The organism is Marinomonas sp. ABL3_031 (assembly GCF_056161265.1).
Window position 1 is genome coordinate 112578 of the sequence record NZ_JBSWYU010000010.1, and the last position, 18692, is coordinate 131269.

Genomic DNA, 18692 nt, shown 5'->3' on the forward strand with positions numbered 1-18692 from the left:
GCGATGATCTGATGACAATAACAATAAAGGAGAAGGCAAGTGAAGAAGATGTTAACCATGGCTGTTTCGGCAATGCTGCTCAGTGGTGCATTGCAGGCGGCCAATTTAGAAGGTGAGTGGCAACTGCAAGACGCGGCCAATACGCAAGCCAAGCTAGATGAAGCGGTTGAAAATGTAGTACAAGAAATGAATTTCTTTATCCGCGCCTTGGCAAGACCGGTATTGCAAAAGCAAACTCAAATTTGTCAGCAGTGGCAGTTGGCCAAGCAAGCAGGTGAATTTTCTTGGCAATGTGATCAAGAAGAAGCCGATCAGATTCCGTTGACGGCCAAGGGTGAAGTCTTCAAAACAGATGAAGAAGACATTGAGATTTCCGGTAGCTTTACTGAAAGCGCCCAAGCCATTGTGGTAGTGGTGGAATCAGAGCGCGGCAAACGTACTAATACTTGGCAGCAAGTGTCTGATAACGAGCTAACCTATACGGTAACGTTAGAATCTGAGAAATTGCCAACGCCATTAACTTGGACATTAACTTATCGACGTGAGTGAATTTTCTTTTCGAAATCGCATAGGTGCATAAATTGAAAGGTAAATGCGAAAATTGAAATGGAAGCCAGCATATTCCTAGCTGACACTGAAAAGGCTCATAAAGTGAAGCGTTTATTAAAAACCACTTTATGAGCTTTTCGGTGAAAACAATAGAAAGGGGTATGTATGAAATACGGTTTGCCTGTACTTGCTTTGACATTCAGTCTTAATGTCTTGGCAGATAATCCCATTATTCCCGCCGAGCCTTCAAGCTTTGAAGACTTTCCTTACAGTGTTGTCACGACAGATGGCATCGAAACCTTAAATGCTCAGCGTGAGCAGCGATCTGTGCGAATTTTTACTCAGGTTAACTATGCCAACAAATCTGATATGAATTTACATCTTACGATCATCCGACCGGAACTCAGAGAAGAAATGGGTGAAACGGAAGAAACAAGTCGCTTTCCGATCGTGGTGTATGTTCCTGGTTCCGCTTGGTTTAAACAGGATATGGATAGAGGGCTAGCACAACTTGCTCGTTTTGCAGAGCGTGGATACGTTGTTGCTATGGTGGAGTATCGCCCATCTCCCGTTGCGCCTTTTCCTGCTCAGGTGGAAGACGCCAAAACGGCCATTCATTACATGATGACTCATGCAAGTGAGTACTTTGGTGATGTGGATAATATGGTTGTGTGGGGGGACTCATCAGGTGGGCACACGTCGGCAATGATCGGAGCAACGTTAGACACACGAGATTTTGATGATGCTCAGCAAGCCAAAATCAAGCTTAAGGCGGTGATTGATTATTATGGTCCAACAGCCATTGATAAAATGAACGAAGAGCCTTCCACCTTCGATCATATTCAGCCTTCGTCACCAGAAGGTATGCTGTTGGGGGGAGTGAATGTTTTGCAGAACCGGAAAAAAGCGGAGCTTGCGAATCCGATGCACTATATTTCCAGTGAGGAAACCACGCCACCTTATCTGATCATTCATGGCGATAAAGACAGGTTGGTGCCGTTCGGACAAAGTGTCATGTTATTCGAGCATTTGAAATCTCGTGGTCAACAGGCTCGAATGATTCGTTTGCACGGAGCAGATCATGGCGGAGCGCCATTTTGGCAGGAAGATGTCTTGGATATAGTGGATAATTTTATTCAAACACAAGTGGACTAGCTTCTTAGCTTTTAAAGCATAGGGTTTGATAAAAAATCGCGATAGCGAAGGCAGAAAAAGCCCTGACAAGGTTATGGATTTCATTCCGGTTGTCAGGGCTTTTTTGTGTCTTTATACAGAGAGACGGTTAACGTTTAACCGCACCTTTTGGAACGAAGTCAGTGATATCAAGCGGTGAATTGTTTTGCACATATTCAACCAAGACATCCGCGTCAACGTAACCTGAGTTTACGTAGTTCGTGTGGTCGATGACTTTAGGGTAGCCGTCGCCACCTGTCGCAACATAGCTGTTGATCGCGATACGGTAGCTCTTAGCTACGTCTAATGGCTGGCCGTTTACCAGAATGTTGGTTGCTTTGTCGTCTTTCAAGGTTAATGAAACACCATCGAATTGAGCGAACGCCCCTGTGCCAGCTTGTTTGCTTGCTACAACAGATAGGTAGTCAATCAATTCGGCTGCGGTCAGATCAAGGTAAGAAATGGCGTTACCGAAAGGCTGTACCTTAAGTACGCTCTTATAGGTGATGACACCCGCTTCCATGTTGTCACGGATACCGCCAGAGTTCATGATACCAATGTCAGCGTTGACTTTTTCTTTCATGGCGCGTGAAATCAAGTTACCTAGGTTGGTTTCTTGGTTACGAACCACACTACGTTCACCCACGAAGTCGCCGTTAGCGGAGCCAATTTCAATGTTTAGCTCTTCCTGACCTTTTTCTTGGAAAGGCGTCAACATGGCCAACATTTCTGGATCTTGAGCAATTTCGTCTTCGATGAAGACGCGTTCTGTTTTGCCGTCAGCGGTTTTGACTTTTTTCTTTAAGTTGACAGGGATGAGTCGGTATTCAGACCATACTATGTCACCGTTTTTGAAGACAAAATCGAGACGACCTACGTATTTTCCCCACTCGTGAGCTTGTAGAATCAGCGTTCCGTTTTGCTCATCTGGTTCGAACAGTGGGTTTTGAGAGTGACCACCTACTACCACGTCAATGCCCGGTACGGTGCGAGCTAGGGTCACATCACCTGGTGCGTTGCCGCCGTAGTTACCATTGTTGTAATGACCCATGTGCGTTACCGCAATGACGATGTCGGCTTGTTGGCGCAATTTAGGCACCAATTTCTCTGCCACTTTAATGGGCGATTCAATCTTAATGTCTTCTAGGTATTCTGGGTTGCCCAATTTAACCGTATCGTCTGTTGTTAAACCCATTACGGCTACTTTTAAATCATCCACTTGGAAGATTTTGTAAGCATCAAACAATGGCTTACCTGTTTTCGCATCTGTGATGTTGGCCGATAGGAAGGGGAACCCCGCCCATTCTTGCTGTTGTTTCAGGACGGAAAGTGGGTTATCAAATTCATGATTACCCAATGCCATAGCGTCGTACTGCAACATGTTCATGCCGCGAAAATCTGGCTCAGCATCTTGCAGATCCGACTCAGGTACACCTGTGTTAATGTCACCGCCTGATAACAATAGCGAGTTGCCATCGTCTAGGGCCACCTCTTCTCGAATGTTGTCGATGAGGGTTTTACGAGCGGCCATACCGTATTCACCACGACTGTTTTGCCAAAAACGACCGTGATGGTCATTGGTGTGCAAAATGGTTACTCGATATTCTTTATCTGCCTGCCAATCAGGCTGTTTTGGTCCCATCATTGAACAGCCGGCAATGGCGAGGACAAGACTAGAGATGGCAAGATGCGTCACAAAACGCGTCGTTGATTTCATGTGGTGAGATTCCTTCATTGTGATATTGAGTTTGGTTGAACAAAGTCATTAATCGAATGCATTTATGTAATAGCACTTCTGATCAATTATTACTGAAATGTATCTTATCTTGGTGGTAAGTTCGAGAGATTAAGGAAAGAAAGTTGACCATTTGTACAGATTTTAATCAAATAAGCAAAAAAAAGCCCACTCAGCAAAGTAAAGCATCTGAACGGGCTAAAAAGCGTTTTGTGCGAAAAAACACAATGTGTTAGATAGTGCGCATAACTTTATTGATCCAGTCGCTTACCTGATTGAGTATCAAATACGACTGCTTTTGATGTATCGAACATCATTTCGATCACTGAGCCCGCATTTGCAGGGTAGGCTGGATTAGAGCGACAGTTGATTTCAGCATCACCTATGCGGGTGATGACCATGGTGTCGGCGCCCATTGGTTCGGTCACTTCTACCTCGATGTCTGTGGTAGTAACAAAGTCCTGACCTACCTTATGTGGCTGAGGTTCGGTAATCATTTCCGGACGCAGACCAAGCAAGATTGTTTGTCCAACATGCTGAGCAAGTGCTTCTGGTTTCGGGAATGGCAAGCTAACGCTAGACTTAGTTGCCAGTTCCAACATGGGTGTGCCATCGACAGAGACGACTTTTGCTGGAATGAAGTTCATGGCGGGCGACCCCATGAAGCCTGCGACAAACAAGTTGGCTGGATTATCGTAGATTTCCTGCGGTGTACCAAGTTGTTGTACTTCACCATCTTTCATGACCGCGATACGATCAGCCAAGGTCATGGCTTCGATTTGATCGTGGGTTACGTAAACAATAGTGGTGCCCAGTTTCTGGTGCAGTTTTTTGATTTCAGTACGCATTTCCACACGCAGCTTGGCGTCCAAGTTGGATAATGGTTCATCAAATAAGTAAAGCTGAGGACGACGAGCCAAAGCACGCCCCATGGCAACACGCTGGCGTTGACCACCAGACAATTGTGCTGGTTTGCGATCCAACAAGTGGCTGATTTGTAGCAATTCTGCGACACGTTGTACTTCAACATTACGCTCTTCTTTTGGTACTTTGCGCATTTCCAAACCAAAGGAAATGTTTTGCGCCACTGTCATGTTCGGGTACAAAGCGTAAGACTGGAACACCATGGCGATGTCACGATCTTTCGGGCTGGTGTAGGTCACGTCGTTATCGGCGATTAGAATACGACCTTCCGATACGTCTTCCAGACCTGCAATGGAATTCATCAGTGTGGATTTGCCACAGCCTGATGGGCCAACTAGGATAAGAAATTCGCCAGCCTCGATGGAAATATTGATGCCCTTTAGTACTTCAGTCGTACCGTAGCGTTTCTTCACATTATCAATGACTAAATTTGCCATGTTATTACTCCAAAATGTTATCTCACCCAAGCTGTTGAGGCTTGAGTGTTCGCTGCCGAAGGACTTACCCCTTCACGGCACCTGCTGTTAGACCGCGGACGAAATACTTACCTGCGAGCACATAAACTGCCAAAGTTGGCAAAGCGGCGATGATGGCAGCGGCCATGTCCACGTTGTATTCTTTACCGCCAAAGCTGGTGTTAACCAAATTGTTCAAGGCCACGGTGACAGGCTGAGTGTCAAAACCTGAGAAGGCCACACCGAATAAGAAGTCATTCCAAATCTGCGTGAATTGCCAAATCACGGTGACCACAATGATGGGCACAGAAAGCGGTAGAATGATGCGATAGAAGATGGTGAAGAAACCAGCACCATCAAGACGCGCTGCTTTCACTAATTCGCTCGGAATCGCTTGATAGAAATTACGGAAAAACAGTGTGGTGAAGGCCACGCCATAGACCACGTGTACAAATACTAACCCTGTGGTGCTATTCGCAATGCCTAACCAACCAAGGGTACGGGCCATTGGCAACAAGATGACTTGGAAAGGAATAAAGCAGCCGACTAGCAAAGCTGCAAAAAATAAATCACTGCCACGGAATTTCCACATGGAAATCACATAACCGTTAATGGCACCGAGTAAGGTCGAAATGGCTACGGCAGGCAATACGATCTGGAAAGAATTCAAAAAGTAGGGCGATATGCCTGCACAGTTGTTACCGGTACAAGCGCCGCCCCAAGCTTTACTCCAAGCACTTAAGTCGAGACTACCGGGAAGCGATAACAGGGTGCCCGTACGGATTTCTTCCACGTCTTTTAGTGAGGTTAACAACATCACCAAGAAAGGCATCAGATAGACGGCAGCCATGATCAGCAAAACCGCATACAGAGCAAAACGTAAGGCCTTTTCTATCCAAGTTGTTTGGCGGCCAGTAGAAGCATTACTCATGGCGTTCACCTCGCAATTCAGAGTACAAGTAAGGAACCAAGATAGCTAACACACAGCCCAACATCACCATAGCAGAAGCGGAGCCTAGGCCAATTTGACTGCGTGTAAAGGTGTGCGCGTACATGAAGTTAGCAGGTAAATCAGAAGAATAGCCAGGGCCACCATTGGTTAATGCGGCAACTAAGTCAAAACTCTTAATGGCAATGTGTGACAAGATGACCAAGGCACTGAAAAATACCGGCTTAAGCGATGGTAAAATAATGCGGCGGTAAGTGGTAAAGGTGCTGGCACCGTCTAGGTGAGCGGCTTTGATTAAATCACCATCCACACCACGTAATCCGGCTAAGAAAAGTGCCATAACAAAGCCCGATGCTTGCCAGACAGCGGCGATCACCAAACAGTACACCACCATGTCTGGATTGATTAGCCAGTCAAATTTAAAGTTCTCAAAGCCTAGATCGATCATGAGCTTTTCAAAACCGTTGGTTGGGTTAAGCAACCACTTCCAAGCGGTACCTGTGACGATGAAAGAAATCGCCATAGGGTAAAGATAAATGGTTCGGATTGCGCCTTCGGCACGAATCTTTTGATCTAAGAAAATGGCCAAGATCACACCAAGGAACAGGCAGATGAGGATAAATAGCCCACCAAATACACCTAGGTTGGTTAAGGCAACAATCCAGCGATCATTGTTAAATAGACGCTCATATTGATCGATACCGACAAATTTATAGGTCGGTAACATGCGTGAATTGGTAAACGACAGAATGGCGGTCCAAATCATGTAGCCGTAGATACAAACTAGGGTTACGATAACAGTCGGCGCCATCACGATTTTTGGCATCCAGTCAGCCAAACTAAGGCGTGCAGATTTCATAATTGATGCTTCACTTCAGAGAAGAAACAAAGAGGCTGGCCTGAGGGCCAGCCTCGATTACACTTGGCAGTTTTAGTCTGCCAAATCGGGTTTACATGCTGGCTTTAATTGCACGAGCAAGTTTGTCTACCGCTTCTTGAGATGTCATAGACTCATCGTTGAAGAAGTTGGTGACCACGTCAAAGATGGCACCTTGAATCATAGAGTTCACTGCCATGCCATGTGCCATACTTGGTACTAGATCACCCGTAGTAGAGCTTGCTAAGAAAGCGTCCATTGATGAGTGTGCACAAGTATCAAACTTTTCACGAGGCATGTTTAAGCGAGCCGGGATAGAACCCTTGTTCAAGTTAAAAGTTTCTTGGAATTTAGGCTCAAGAATTAAACGCGCTAGGTCTTTTTGAGCGTCTTGTTGGTCGCTACCATCAACGGTAAACATTGCCAAAGAGTCAATGTTGAAGGTGAAGGCGCCACTGGTGCCTGGTGCTGGGTAACAAACGTAATCTATGCCAGCTTTTTTACCCGCAGCGGTAAATTCGCCTTTTGCCCAGTCGCCCATGATTTGCATGGCTGCTTCACCATTGATCACCATAGAGGTTGCAATGTTCCAATCACGGCCAGAGAAACCTGGATCTACGAATTCACGCATTTGTTTGAAGGTATCAAAAACATCGACCATGTCTTGGCTACGAAGGGTTGTATCAGAAAGTGCAATAAAGGCGCTGTTGTAAAATCTTGAGCCTTTTGAAAGAGCAATGGCTTCGAACAGAGTCGCGTCTTGCCAAGCTTGGCCACCGTGTGCCAGAGGAGTGTAACCTGCGGCTTTGATTTTCTTGGCTTCGGTGATGAACTGATCCCAAGTGGTTGGGATAGCTGCGCCAGCTTTACGGAATACTTCAGGGTTTGCCCACATCCAGTTTACACGGTGAACGTTGACAGGTGCGGCAACATAGTGCCCATCGTACTTCATTACTTCGCTGACAACGCCAGGTAGGATAACATCCCAATCACCTTCTTCAGCAACGTCATCAAGGTTGGTTAGAAAGCCTAGATCACCCCATTCTTGAATGGTAGGTCCTTTGATTTGCGCAGCGGAAGGAGGGTTGCCAGCAATGGCGCGAGATTTTAGCACTGTCATGGCAGACTCACCGCCACCACCTGCGACTGCGAAGTCTTTCCAAGTGTGGCCTGTTTCAACCATTTCTTCTTTAAGAACATTGATCGCAGCAGCTTCACCGCCGGATGTCCACCAGTGAAGTACTTCTACTTCACCTGCTTGGCTGTGTGCAGCAGCCAATGAAAGAGCAACAGAAGTTAATCCTAAGGCAATTTTTTTCATGATAGAAACCTTTGTTATTGTTATTTCGTCTTGTCAAATACAGTTAGGTTTTGACATTGCATATTGTTTTACGTTTCGACTCCGTCACCTGATTAATCAGTCATCTCTGAAAATCAGCTTAACTTTTGTTCGAATTGACGAATTTAGCAAAGTAAAGAAAGTACGAGGGTAAAGTAGAGCAACCTAATGTAACAAAGTCTTGCAAAACAGTATTACTCCACTGCATTTAATGGCGAGGTAACCAGACTTTGGCTTCCAAGCCTTGCTTAGGATGGTTGCTCAATGTCACTTCACCACCATGCGCACGGGCGATATTGCGTGCAATACTCAAACCTAAGCCCATGCCAGTAGGGTGGCCATTGTGTTCATCAATTAGGCGAGTATAAGGTTGAAAGACCTTATCTATCTTGTCGAGCGGAATGCCGGGACCTTGATCGCAAATACGGATACAAACGCCTTCTTCATTATCTTCTATATGAATCGTGGCGCGTTTACCGTAGTACAAAGCGTTATCCACCAAATTACCCAAACAGCGTTTAATGGCGAGTGGCTTACCAATATATGGATAGTTAAGTTCGCCTTTTAGAATGATTTTGAGGCTGTGTAAGTTGGCCGTCATCTGCATGTCTTTGAGCATTCGACTTATGTCCACTGCGACACGATTTTCATGAATGTCTGTCTCTTTTACACTCTGTAGTGCGCCTTTTACCAACATGTCCAAATCTTCAAGGTCGCGGATCATGGCGTCGCGAATGTCGTCTTCATCAAGCATTTCAGCGCGCAAACGTAGGCGAGTAATGGGGGTTTTTAAATCGTGGGAAATGGAGGCAAACAATTTTTCTCTATCATTCAAATAGCGTTGAATACGGCGCTGCATGTCGTTGAAGGCTTTTGCTGTGTTGCGTACTTCAACACTGCCGTCTTCTTTGATGGGTTGCCAATCCCCCTGACCAAATCGTTCTGCGGCGCGCGCTAAGGTGGCGAGAGGTCTTGTGACGCGGCGTAAAATGATGATGCTTAACAACAACACTGTCATTACTGACATGGCCATGGAGAATAAACGATCACCACTTAAGGCGGTGGTATCATCCAAGAAGTAGGGATCGGGCATCAGACTGGCAAGATACAGCCAATCTTTTTCATTGATCGGGATTTGAATGACAATAATAGGTGGCGTCAGTGGTTTTACCAATAAACTGTGGTGTCCCCAACGTTCGGGTAAATCGATAAGGCGGGTCTGATTGTTAATAACGTGCAAATCGCTGGGGCTAGAAAAAGTGATTTTGGCGTTGTTGATACCCAATTGTTTGACCAGCGTCGATTGCACTTCCTGTTTGACTATGTCTTTTAAAGGAGAGTCTGCCAGCGGGTTAATCAAGATTTCTTCTTTATTCAGAGTGACAAAAAATCGTGTGCCCCCCATGTCTTGCAGTTGGTCTATTACTATGTGTCGGTAATTGGTTGGTAAAGAGGTGAAATAGCTGACGGTGGCCGCAATACGAAACGCCATGTGTTTAGATACTTCACGGACATTTTGTTCTGTGTCGGACTCTAATTGGCGTAACCAAAAGCTTGAGCTGATGAATTGCGCACTGGCCACACCCAGTGCCATGATGATGAGAATTTGTCCCGTTAATGATTGCGACCAAGTTTTTAAGCGTGTTGCAAAATTGTCTGAACGATTAGTTGACATGCTCTTCTGCTCTTACCGATGCGGTCAGAATATAGCCTTGACCGCGAACGGTTTTAATCAGTTGGGGATGGCGAGCATCTTCACGCAGACGATGACGTAAACGACTGACGTGCACATCAATAAAACGATCTAATGGTGCACTGTCTCGGCCTCGAGTATTTTCAGCAATGTGTTCACGCGTCAGTACTTCTCCTGGATTGTCTAAGAACAGCATTAAAAGGTTGTAATCCGCACCTGATAAAGATTCTTTTTCTTGCTGGTAATGTAGCTCGCGTGACAGGGTGTCTAAAGTAAAATCCGCAAAATGATAAAGGCGAGGGTTCTCATGATGCTGTGCGGGCTCATGGCTGATTTCGATTTGCTCCATTCGTCTTAGAATGGCTTTCATTCTGGCCAGTAACTCACGAGGGTTAAAAGGTTTGGCTAGGTAGTCGTCGGCACCAATTTCTAAGCCAATAATACGATCCATTTCATCGGAATTGGCGGTCAGCATAATGACGGGAACGTGGGACTGTTCGCGTAAGGCTCGACAAATGGAAAAGCCATCTTGCCCGGGTAGCATTATGTCTAAGATGACCAAATCAATGTCTTGTTCCGGTCGGAAGTCTGCCAAAAAGGCTTCTCCAGAATCGGCACTGAAAACGGTAAACTGATGCTTTTCCAAATAGGATTTGAGCAGGATTCGAATGTCATCATCATCGTCTACCACATAGATACGTTTGGCTTTGGTCATGCTATTTGCTCAGTGTTATAGTCTTTTTTATTGGCATTGAGTCTAACAAGAAAGTCGCGGTGAACCAATTCGCAGTCGGCATAGTGAGCGTGGACGAGAGAGTGAGTTTGTGATTATAGGTTAGAGATTGCACTATTCGTTTTAAATAAATTAAATTGATTTAATTGTTTCTGCCCTGCATAATTTTTCGGCTAGTCTTACCCTTGTTTATTTTTTTAAGAGATCAACACAATGACAACGAAAGTGATGGCTTTTGGTGAAGCCTTAATTGACTTTTTATCCAATGGCGCGACCCAGGCAGGAGAACTGGAATCCTTTACTAAATTTCCGGGTGGAGCGCCTGCTAATGTAGCGGTGGCGGTTGCGCGTTTGGGGGGGGATAGTCACTTTGTTGGTCAAGTGGGAGACGATGCTTTTGGTCACTTTTTGAAAGCGTCACTGGATCAATATGGCGTCGATACGGGAAAAATGTTGATGACCAAAGAAGCAAAAACCGCATTGGCTTTTGTGAGTTTGGACGAGTCTGGTGAACGCAGCTTTGAATTCTACCGTAGTCCATCGGCAGACATCTTGTTCCGTGAAGAAGATTTTGAGGCGGCTTGGTTTACTGATACCAAGGGGGTATTTCATACCTGTTCAAATACCTTAACAGATGCGGACATCACCAAAGCCACCTTGGCTGGTATTCAAATGGCGAGACACGCCAATTGGATTGTCAGTATTGATGTGAACTTGCGCACTAACCTATGGCCAAATGGACAAGTCGACACTCAGCGCGTGATCGATTGGATGCAATCGGCGGATGTGGTGAAGGCCAGCTTAGAAGAGTTGGCAGTGATGGCTGAAGATCCTTTTGCTTTGATTGAAGAGTCACTGCAAGCAGGTGTGACCTTGTTTGTATTAACGGATGGCGGCAAGCCAATTCGTTTCTATACCAAGGGCGAAGTGGAAGGCACAGTGGCGACGCCTAAAGTAGAAGTAAAAGACACTACGGCAGCGGGTGATGCCTTTGTTGGTGGTTTACTGTATCAATTGGCTGAACAAGGGGGCAATCGTCAATCTTTGATGAATTTATCACAACAAGATCTACATAATGTGATTCGTTTTGCGGCAGCTTGTGGTGCGGATTCGGTGACTAAGTTAGGTGCTTACCCTTCTTTACCAAACCTAGAGCAGGCAGAAGCGCAATTAAAGCGCTTTTGAACACCACTGTTTGACGTGAATTTAGGCATTTCTGTTAAACGGTTAAGAATAAATTCAGCGAGTTAGCAGTAATATGAAAAGCGTGTCTTGATCACGCTTTTTTTGTGTCTGTAGAGTTCTGACTTGAAGCAAAGAAATGTTAGAAAAAATGATCACTTAATCGATTTTAAAGAACTTTAACACCCTGAAATATAGTTAAAAAAACAACCCTGTTTGTTTTTTGAACAAAAATAGGAATGAAATAGTGCTCGCTTTTTTGCCAAAGTCTACTAAATTGAAAAAACAATTAAGATAATATTAAGGATATATGAAGCTTGAAGCTGGGCGTTTGATTGTTAATAATCAAAATCCTTCTTAATCCTTATAGAAGAACATGATTACCTTGTTTCGACTCATGATAATAACAAACAAAGGCAAGCTTAGGGTTTCCTTGGCGAGTCTGTAAGGAGCAATGATGAAAAAATCAATTCTGTCCATGGCGGTTGCCATGACTCTTTCTGCCACTGCTGCTGGAGCAGCAGATCTAGTATTCAAGCCAGGCGAAGATTCTCGATTCCACTGGGAAAGCTACGAAGCTCTAAAATCTCTCGACCTTTCTGGTGAAACCATTTCTGTTTTTGGTCCTTGGTTGGGCGATGAGAAAGCTAACTTCGATCGTGTCATCGCGTATTTTGAAGACGCAACGGGCGCGCAAGTCGATTACGCAGGTTCTGATTCCTTTGAGCAACAGATTGTAATTGATGCGCAAGCGGGCAGTGCGCCAAATGTCTCTATTTTTCCTCAGCCAGGTTTGGCTGCCGATTTGGCGGCAAAAGGTTTCTTGACGTCGCTTAGTGACGATGTAAAAGATGCCATTGCAAAAGACTACGCTGCTGGCCAATCCTGGGTTGACCTAGCGACTTTTAAAGACGGTCAAGGCAAAGACGAGTTTTACGGTGTCTTCTATCGTGCTGATTTGAAATCCTTGGTTTGGTACTCTCCTGATAACTTTGCTGACGCGGGTTATGAAGTACCAGAAACCATGGAAGCGTTAAAAGCGCTTACCAAAGAGATAGTAGCAGATGGCGGTACGCCTTGGTGTATCGGTCTGGGTTCTGGCGCGGCAACAGGCTGGCCAGCAACGGACTGGGTAGAAGACTTGTTGCTTCGTACACAGCCTGCGTCTGTTTACGACCAATGGGTAACTAACGAAGTGAAGTTCGATGATCCACGCATTGTTGGTGCCATCGAAGAATTTGGTTGGTTCGCGCGCAATGACGAATATGTTGATGGCGGTGCCGGTGCGGTGTCTTCAACTGACTTCCGTGACAGCCCGAAAGGTTTGTTCCAGTCACCACCTAAATGTTACATGCATCGTCAAGCGTCTTTCATTCCTGCTTTCTTCCCAGAAGGAACTGAGCTTGGTTTGGATGCTGACTTCTTCTACTTCCCATCTTACGAGTCTAAGGACCTAGGTAACCCAGTATTGGGTGCGGGTACTTTGGTAAGTATTACCAATGACTCTAAGGGTTCTCGTGCGTTTGTGGACTTCCTTCGTTCGCCAATCGCTCATGAGTTGTGGATGGCGCAAAAAGGCTTCTTGTCGGCTCATTTGGGTGCTAACCCAGAGCTATACTCAAGCGATGCTGCGCGTAAGCAGGGTGAGATTTTACGTTATGCTACCACCTTCCGTTTCGATGGCTCTGATTTGATGCCAGGTAAGATTGGCGCTGGTTCTTTCTGGACTGGTATGGTCGATTACACTGGTGGCAAAGATGCCAAAGACGTTGCGGAAGATATTCAGAAAACATGGGATGCGTTGAAGTAATTCCATTTCGTAAAGCCCCTAAGTGATCTGTTTACTTAGGGGCTTTTTGTTATTTTTTGCCTGACAAAAGATGAAGGACGTGAGTCCTGCTCATCAAGAGATGTATTTTGGAGATGCTATGGCCCAGCTCGCTTCCGCATTAGCGATTATGATAATGGGTGTATTAGGATGTGCTGCCTATTTTTATGGATCTAATTTTGTATTAGATAAAATCTTTCCAACTAAGGATCGCCCAGCAGATCGTATTGCGCGTAACTTGCGCATCGCGAACAGTGTGCGCCCTTGGTTGTTCTTAGGCCCCGCCGTTCTGCTATTAACCTTTTACCTGTTTTACCCTGTGATCGACTCGTTCCGTTTGTCGTTTTTTGATCGCACTGGTGATGAGTTTGTTGGGCTTTCCAATTATGTTTGGTTGTTTGGCAGTGATGAGTTTTTCGAATCTTTCCGCAATAACATGTTGTGGTTGATCGTTGTTCCAACGGCGGCGACGTTTTTTGGCTTAATCATTGCGACCATGACGGACCGCATCTGGTGGGGCAACATTGCTAAAAGTCTGATTTTCATGCCGATGGCCATTTCTTTCATTGGTGCCTCGGTTATCTGGAAGTTTATTTACGATTTTCGCAGCGGTGACGACGCACAGATTGGTTTGTTGAATGCCATTGTGGTGTTTTTTGGTGGTGAGCCGCAAAACTGGATCACCATTCCTTTCTGGAACAACTTTTTCTTAATGATCATTCTGATTTGGATTCAAACGGGCTTTGCTATGGTGATCTTGTCTGCCGCGCTGCGTGGCATTCCAGATGAAACCATTGAAGCCGCGGTATTAGACGGTGCGAACGGTTTACAAATTTTCTTTAAAATTATGGTGCCGCAGATTTGGGGAACCATTGCCGTGGTGTGGACCACCATTACCATTCTGGTGCTGAAGGTATTCGATATCGTGTTGGCCATGACCAATGGCCAATGGGATACACAAGTATTAGCTAATCAGATGTTTGACTGGATGTTCCGTGGCGGCGGTGACTTTGGCCGTGGTGCGGTAGTCGCAATTGTTATTATGGTGTTGGTCATTCCTATCATGATTTGGAACATTAAGCGTGCCAACGCAGAAATGGAGGGTCGTTAATATGATTGCCTCTTCAAAGCGTACGCCGTTAACTTTTTTGGTCCATGCTACCGTATTGTTCTTGGTGGTGATTTGGACTATCCCAACCGCGGGTCTGTTTATTTCTTCGATTCGTGACAAAGACCAGTTGTCTGTGTCAGGTTGGTGGACAGCATTATCCACTTCGGAGCAACGCCTAGTTGCGCGAGCTGAAACGCCGCAATCGCAAGTGCAAGAAGGCGATTTATTTGTTATCCGCGGAAATTTGTTGGAAGGTGGAAGTGGTGAAATAGCGCGTTTTGGCTATAGTTCATTAAAGCCCGAAGACTTTGCCGTTGGTGAAGTCGCTGAAATGAAAAAGGGCCGCTCTTTACAAGTGAATGCGAATGGAGATTATGTCTTGTCTTCGCCAACCGAATGGAAAGGCTCTCGCGGACAACGTATTTTCTACACTGCTGAAGTGCCACCTCGATTCACCTTAGATAACTACCGTGAAGTATTAAGTGCAGAAGGACTTGGACAGTCTTTCATTAATTCCCTAACAGTGACAATCCCAGCCACCATTATTCCCATATTGGTAGCGGCTTTTGCGGCGTATGCTTTGGCGTGGATGCGTTTTCCTGGACGTGCTTTGCTGATTGCTGGCGTGGTGGGGTTACTGGTGGTTCCTTTGCAAATGTCATTGATACCTCTGCTAAAGAGTTACAATCTAATTGGTGAATTTTTTGGCGTTGGTTCAAAAACCTATGTGGGGATATGGCTGGCCCACACGGGCTTTGGTCTTCCATTAGCGATTTATTTACTGCGTAATTACATCTCAGGTTTACCTGGTGAAATTATTGAGTCGGCACGTGTCGATGGGGCGTCTGACTTTGATATTTTCCGCAAAATTATTTTGCCTTTGTCTTTCCCTGCGCTGGCCTCTTTTGCCATCTTCCAGTTTCTTTGGGTGTGGAATGACTTGCTGATTGCCATGGTGTTTTTGGGGAACAATCAGGAGCATTTGGTGCTGACGGGGCAATTGCGTGAGTTATTGGGTTCTCGTGGCGGTAACTGGGAGATCCTGACAGCGTCAGCTTTCATTACCATCATTATTCCGTTATTGGTTTTCTTCAGCTTGCAGCGTTATTTAGTACGCGGTTTGCTGGCAGGTTCTGTGAAATAAACCACCTAAGCGAGTGGGTTGAGCTCAGCTCCCCGCTCAAGGTAAGCATTTAGATTGAGGCATTAAAATCATGGCTGATGTTAAGTTAACCCATGTAAAGAAAATTTATTCGAACAAAGTTGAAGTTTTAAAAGACATCAATTTGGACATCAAACAAGGTGAATTCATTGTGTTTGTGGGTCCATCTGGTTGTGGTAAATCAACCTTATTACGCATGATTTCTGGATTGGAAGAGATTTCGGCTGGTACGTTGGAAATCGATGGACAGGTGGTAAACGATATTCCGCCAGCCTTGCGCGGCATTGCCATGGTATTCCAAAGCTACGCTTTATATCCGCATATGACGGTCTATGACAATATGGCGTTTAGCTTGCAAATTGCGAAAGCCAGCAAAGAAGAAATCGATCAACAAGTGCGTAAAGCGGCAGACATGCTGCAATTAACGCCTTATCTTGATCGCTTGCCAAAAGCCTTATCTGGTGGTCAGCGTCAGCGTGTAGCGATTGGCCGTGCCATAGTGCGTCGTCCTAAAGTCTTCTTGTTTGATGAGCCTTTGTCTAATTTGGATGCGGCGTTGCGAGTGGCAACACGTATGGAAATTGCCAATCTGAAAGACAGTATGCCGGATTCAACTATGATTTATGTCACCCACGATCAGGTTGAAGCCATGACCTTGGCAGATCGTATTGTGTTGTTGTCAGCGGGCAACATTGAACAAGTGGGTTCACCTTTAGAGTTATATGAAAACCCTGCCAATGTGTTTGTTGCTAAGTTTATCGGCTCTCCGGCGATGAACATCTTGCCGTGCCGTATTGAGAAAACGGGTGAGCAAACAGAACTGTCTTTGTCGGCAGACATGTCGGTAACCGCGCCAATCTCAACCGCGGCCAGCGAACAGTCTAAGGCGGCTTTCTTTGGTATTCGTCCAGAAGATTTAAGCGTGGTGGCGACGGCAGAAGAAGGTTTCTTATCGGGTAGTGTGTCTTTTGTTGAATCCCTAGGTGAAGCAACCTTGCTTTACGTACAAGTACCGGGCTGTGAAGACATGGTGATTGCGAAAGAGTCAGGCACTTTGAATACCCAACGTGGTGACCAAGTTCATTTGTCTGCATTGCCAGAAAAAATGCATTTATTCGACGAGCAAGAATTGTCTTACCGTCGCTAATTTTCAATCTGATTGTTGCTTGGGATGAGGCGCTGCCTTGTCGCAAATTTATTGTTTTTGGAGAGTCAATATGACAACCAATTTGAATTGGTGGAAAGGCGGGATCATTTATCAAATCTACCCGCGTAGTTTTATGGATGCTAATGGCGACGGTGTGGGCGATTTGGATGGTATTACCAGTAAGTTGGATTACGTAGCGTCGTTGGGAGTGGATGCCATTTGGCTGTCACCGATCTTCACTTCACCAATGAAAGATTTTGGTTATGATGTTTCGGATTATTGCGATATTGATCCAATGTTTGGTAGCTTGGAGGGTTTCAAAAAACTCGTGAATCGTGCACATGATCTGGGTTTGAAGGTCATGATCGATCAGGTGATCAGTCATTCGTCTGATGTGCATCCTTGGTTTGAAGAAAGTCGTCAGGACAAGACTAATCCGAAAGCGGATTGGTATGTTTGGGCTGATCCTAAGCCAGACGGTTCGCCACCAAATAACTGGTTGTCTATCTTCGGTGGCAGTGCTTGGAAATGGGACAGTCGTCGTTTGCAATACTACTTGCACAACTTCCTTGAGTCTCAGCCAGACATGAACTTTCATCATCCGGAAGTGCGTAAGGCGCATCTAGATAATATGCGTTTTTGGCTAGAGTTGGGAGTCGACGGTTTCCGCTTGGATACGGTGAATTTTTACTTCCACAGTAAAGGCTTGGAAGACAATCCTCCAGTACCACCGGGCGAGCCTAAAACCAAAGGTGCGCCAGAAGATAACCCATACTCTTACCAGCGTCATGTATACGATCTAAGTCGTCCAGAAAACTTGGCATTCCTGAAAGAATTGCGTGCTTTGATGGATGAATTCCCTGGCAGTACCACTGTGGGGGAAATCGGTGATGATTTTCCTCTGAATCGTATGGCGGAATACACTTCTGGCGGTGACAAACTGCACATGGCTTATACCTTTGATTTGTTGAATAAGCCCCATTCACCTGCTTATATCCGTGATGTGTTGAAAAACATGCAGGACATAGTCGGCGATGGTTGGCCATGTTGGGCGGTTTCTAATCATGATGTAGTTCGTTCACGTACTCGCTGGGGGGCGAATGAAGATGCTGAAGCTTATCCGTTGATTGTTACCGCCTTGATTGCTTCTATTCGTGGCAGTGTTTGCCTATATCAAGGAGAAGAGCTTGGTTTACCGGAAGCGGATGTACCTTATGATCGCATCCAAGATCCATATGGTTTTCCGTTGTGGCCGGTTTTTAAAGGTCGTGATGGTTGTCGTACTCCTATGGTTTGGGAAAACAAGACCCAAGGCGGCTTCTCAACGATTGAGCCTTGGTTACCAGTGGATAAAGATCACTTGCCATTGAGTGTGGAAGAGCAAGAAGCTAAGTCGGATTCTTTGTTGCATAAGATGCGTCAGTTCATCAAATGGCGTCAACAACAACCCGCTCTAGTGAACGGTGAGTTAACCCAGATTGATGTTGCTAATGGTGAGTTAATTGCCTTTGTGCGTGATTACCAAGAAGAGTCTTTGCTTGTGGTATTGAATATGACAGGTGAAGAACAAGTTGCCACTTTAAACACTGGTGATTTAGAGCTTCTTGAAGGTCATGGTTTCCAATGCCAGTTATCGAATCAAACTTTAACTTTACCTGCTTATCAAGCTTGTTATGCGCGTCAGCGCTAAGGACGTGGTGACTTTTGCTGGTTTGTTGTTTATTGGGATCCAGTAGAGGTCGAGGTATTCGTACTTGTTAGAAAGCTTGATAGAATACTTGAGTCTTGTATTAAGGAGAAATGGCCTCTCTGTTAAGAGTGCTTGAAAGGTATGA

Annotated in this window: 15 protein-coding genes; 8 read left to right on the forward strand and 7 right to left on the reverse strand. The window is 45.4% G+C overall.

Translation table 11 applies throughout. The features are described from left to right. Window positions 1–48 precede the first annotated feature (48 nt). Together ACXAH2_RS12245 and ACXAH2_RS12250 are read left to right on the forward strand one after the other, a co-directional pair. Complete coding sequence (locus tag ACXAH2_RS12245) at window positions 49–549, forward strand: hypothetical protein (protein ID WP_475078925.1); 501 nt, start codon at window positions 49–51, stop codon at window positions 547–549. Window positions 550–714: 165 nt separating this feature from the next. Continuing rightward, window positions 715–1704, forward strand: coding sequence for an alpha/beta hydrolase fold domain-containing protein (locus ACXAH2_RS12250; RefSeq protein ID WP_475078851.1), 990 nt, complete (start codon window positions 715–717; stop codon window positions 1702–1704). Between the two features lie 127 nt (window positions 1705–1831). Here ACXAH2_RS12250 and ushA read toward each other — a convergent pair whose 3' ends face one another. The 7 genes from ushA to ACXAH2_RS12285 all read right to left on the reverse strand — a co-directional run bounded on the left by ushA (window position 1832) and on the right by ACXAH2_RS12285 (window position 10409). Then, a complete protein-coding gene (gene ushA / locus ACXAH2_RS12255; RefSeq protein WP_475078853.1) occupies window positions 1832–3439 on the reverse strand; it encodes a bifunctional UDP-sugar hydrolase/5'-nucleotidase UshA in 1608 nt (535 codons plus the stop codon). Window positions 3440–3708: 269 nt separating this feature from the next. Then, window positions 3709–4818: an ABC transporter ATP-binding protein gene (locus tag ACXAH2_RS12260; protein ID WP_475078855.1), complete on the reverse strand. Its 1110-nt coding sequence runs from the start codon at window positions 4816–4818 to the stop codon at window positions 3709–3711. A gap of 64 nt (window positions 4819–4882) precedes the next feature. Then, entirely contained in the window at window positions 4883–5767 is an 885-nt protein-coding gene (locus ACXAH2_RS12265) for a carbohydrate ABC transporter permease (RefSeq protein ID WP_475078857.1), read from the reverse strand. After that, window positions 5760–6644 carry a carbohydrate ABC transporter permease gene (locus ACXAH2_RS12270; protein ID WP_475078859.1) on the reverse strand — a complete coding sequence of 295 codons (885 nt, stop codon included), beginning with the start codon at window positions 6642–6644 and terminating at the stop codon, window positions 5760–5762. Before ACXAH2_RS12270 ends, ACXAH2_RS12265 begins: the two co-directional genes overlap by 8 nt. 91 nt (window positions 6645–6735) lie before the next feature. Then, on the reverse strand, window positions 6736–7983 hold the full coding sequence (locus tag ACXAH2_RS12275; protein WP_475078860.1) for an ABC transporter substrate-binding protein: 1248 nt from the start codon (window positions 7981–7983) through the stop codon (window positions 6736–6738). Window positions 7984–8209: 226 nt separating this feature from the next. Beyond that, entirely contained in the window at window positions 8210–9676 is a 1467-nt protein-coding gene (locus ACXAH2_RS12280) for an ATP-binding protein (RefSeq protein ID WP_475078862.1), read from the reverse strand. Next, window positions 9666–10409 (reverse strand): response regulator, encoded by a 744-nt coding sequence (locus ACXAH2_RS12285; protein ID WP_475078864.1) that lies wholly within the window; start codon window positions 10407–10409, stop codon window positions 9666–9668. Before ACXAH2_RS12285 ends, ACXAH2_RS12280 begins: the two co-directional genes overlap by 11 nt. Window positions 10410–10640: 231 nt before the next feature. On the opposite strand from ACXAH2_RS12285, the gene ACXAH2_RS12290 reads away from it, so the two are divergent. The 6 genes from ACXAH2_RS12290 (at window position 10641) to ACXAH2_RS12315 (ending at window position 18547) form a co-directional block, all read left to right on the forward strand. After that, a complete protein-coding gene (locus ACXAH2_RS12290) occupies window positions 10641–11612 on the forward strand; it encodes a carbohydrate kinase family protein (RefSeq protein WP_475078865.1) in 972 nt (323 codons plus the stop codon). 454 nt (window positions 11613–12066) lie between these two features. Then, window positions 12067–13419 (forward strand): ABC transporter substrate-binding protein, encoded by a 1353-nt coding sequence (locus tag ACXAH2_RS12295; protein ID WP_475078866.1) that lies wholly within the window; start codon window positions 12067–12069, stop codon window positions 13417–13419. 118 nt (window positions 13420–13537) lie between these two features. Further along, on the forward strand, window positions 13538–14548 hold the full coding sequence (locus tag ACXAH2_RS12300) for a carbohydrate ABC transporter permease (RefSeq protein WP_475078868.1): 1011 nt from the start codon (window positions 13538–13540) through the stop codon (window positions 14546–14548). Window position 14549: 1 nt separating this feature from the next. After that, window positions 14550–15692, forward strand: coding sequence for a carbohydrate ABC transporter permease (locus ACXAH2_RS12305; protein ID WP_475078870.1), 1143 nt, complete (start codon window positions 14550–14552; stop codon window positions 15690–15692). A gap of 70 nt (window positions 15693–15762) precedes the next feature. Continuing rightward, entirely contained in the window at window positions 15763–16857 is a 1095-nt protein-coding gene (locus ACXAH2_RS12310) for an ABC transporter ATP-binding protein (RefSeq protein ID WP_475078872.1), read from the forward strand. A 70-nt stretch (window positions 16858–16927) separates the two neighbouring features. Further along, window positions 16928–18547: an alpha-glucosidase gene (locus ACXAH2_RS12315; protein ID WP_475078874.1), complete on the forward strand. Its 1620-nt coding sequence runs from the start codon at window positions 16928–16930 to the stop codon at window positions 18545–18547. Window positions 18548–18692 lie beyond the last annotated feature (145 nt).

What these genes read in the sequence shown, in the direction of transcription:
- ACXAH2_RS12245 (WP_475078925.1), top strand. Translation starts at nt 49, where the DNA reads ATGTTAACCATGGCTGTTTCGGCAATGCTGCTCAGTGGTGCATTGCAG.
- ACXAH2_RS12250 (WP_475078851.1), top strand. Translation starts at nt 715, where the DNA reads ATGAAATACGGTTTGCCTGTACTTGCTTTGACATTCAGTCTTAATGTC.
- ushA (WP_475078853.1), bottom strand. Translation starts at nt 3,439, where the DNA reads ATGAAATCAACGACGCGTTTTGTGACGCATCTTGCCATCTCTAGTCTT.
- ACXAH2_RS12260 (WP_475078855.1), bottom strand. Translation starts at nt 4,818, where the DNA reads ATGGCAAATTTAGTCATTGATAATGTGAAGAAACGCTACGGTACGACT.
- ACXAH2_RS12265 (WP_475078857.1), bottom strand. Translation starts at nt 5,767, where the DNA reads ATGAGTAATGCTTCTACTGGCCGCCAAACAACTTGGATAGAAAAGGCC.
- ACXAH2_RS12270 (WP_475078859.1), bottom strand. Translation starts at nt 6,644, where the DNA reads ATGAAATCTGCACGCCTTAGTTTGGCTGACTGGATGCCAAAAATCGTG.
- ACXAH2_RS12275 (WP_475078860.1), bottom strand. Translation starts at nt 7,983, where the DNA reads ATGAAAAAAATTGCCTTAGGATTAACTTCTGTTGCTCTTTCATTGGCT.
- ACXAH2_RS12280 (WP_475078862.1), bottom strand. Translation starts at nt 9,676, where the DNA reads ATGTCAACTAATCGTTCAGACAATTTTGCAACACGCTTAAAAACTTGG.
- ACXAH2_RS12285 (WP_475078864.1), bottom strand. Translation starts at nt 10,409, where the DNA reads ATGACCAAAGCCAAACGTATCTATGTGGTAGACGATGATGATGACATT.
- ACXAH2_RS12290 (WP_475078865.1), top strand. Translation starts at nt 10,641, where the DNA reads ATGACAACGAAAGTGATGGCTTTTGGTGAAGCCTTAATTGACTTTTTA.
- ACXAH2_RS12295 (WP_475078866.1), top strand. Translation starts at nt 12,067, where the DNA reads ATGAAAAAATCAATTCTGTCCATGGCGGTTGCCATGACTCTTTCTGCC.
- ACXAH2_RS12300 (WP_475078868.1), top strand. Translation starts at nt 13,538, where the DNA reads ATGGCCCAGCTCGCTTCCGCATTAGCGATTATGATAATGGGTGTATTA.
- ACXAH2_RS12305 (WP_475078870.1), top strand. Translation starts at nt 14,550, where the DNA reads ATGATTGCCTCTTCAAAGCGTACGCCGTTAACTTTTTTGGTCCATGCT.
- ACXAH2_RS12310 (WP_475078872.1), top strand. Translation starts at nt 15,763, where the DNA reads ATGGCTGATGTTAAGTTAACCCATGTAAAGAAAATTTATTCGAACAAA.
- ACXAH2_RS12315 (WP_475078874.1), top strand. Translation starts at nt 16,928, where the DNA reads ATGACAACCAATTTGAATTGGTGGAAAGGCGGGATCATTTATCAAATC.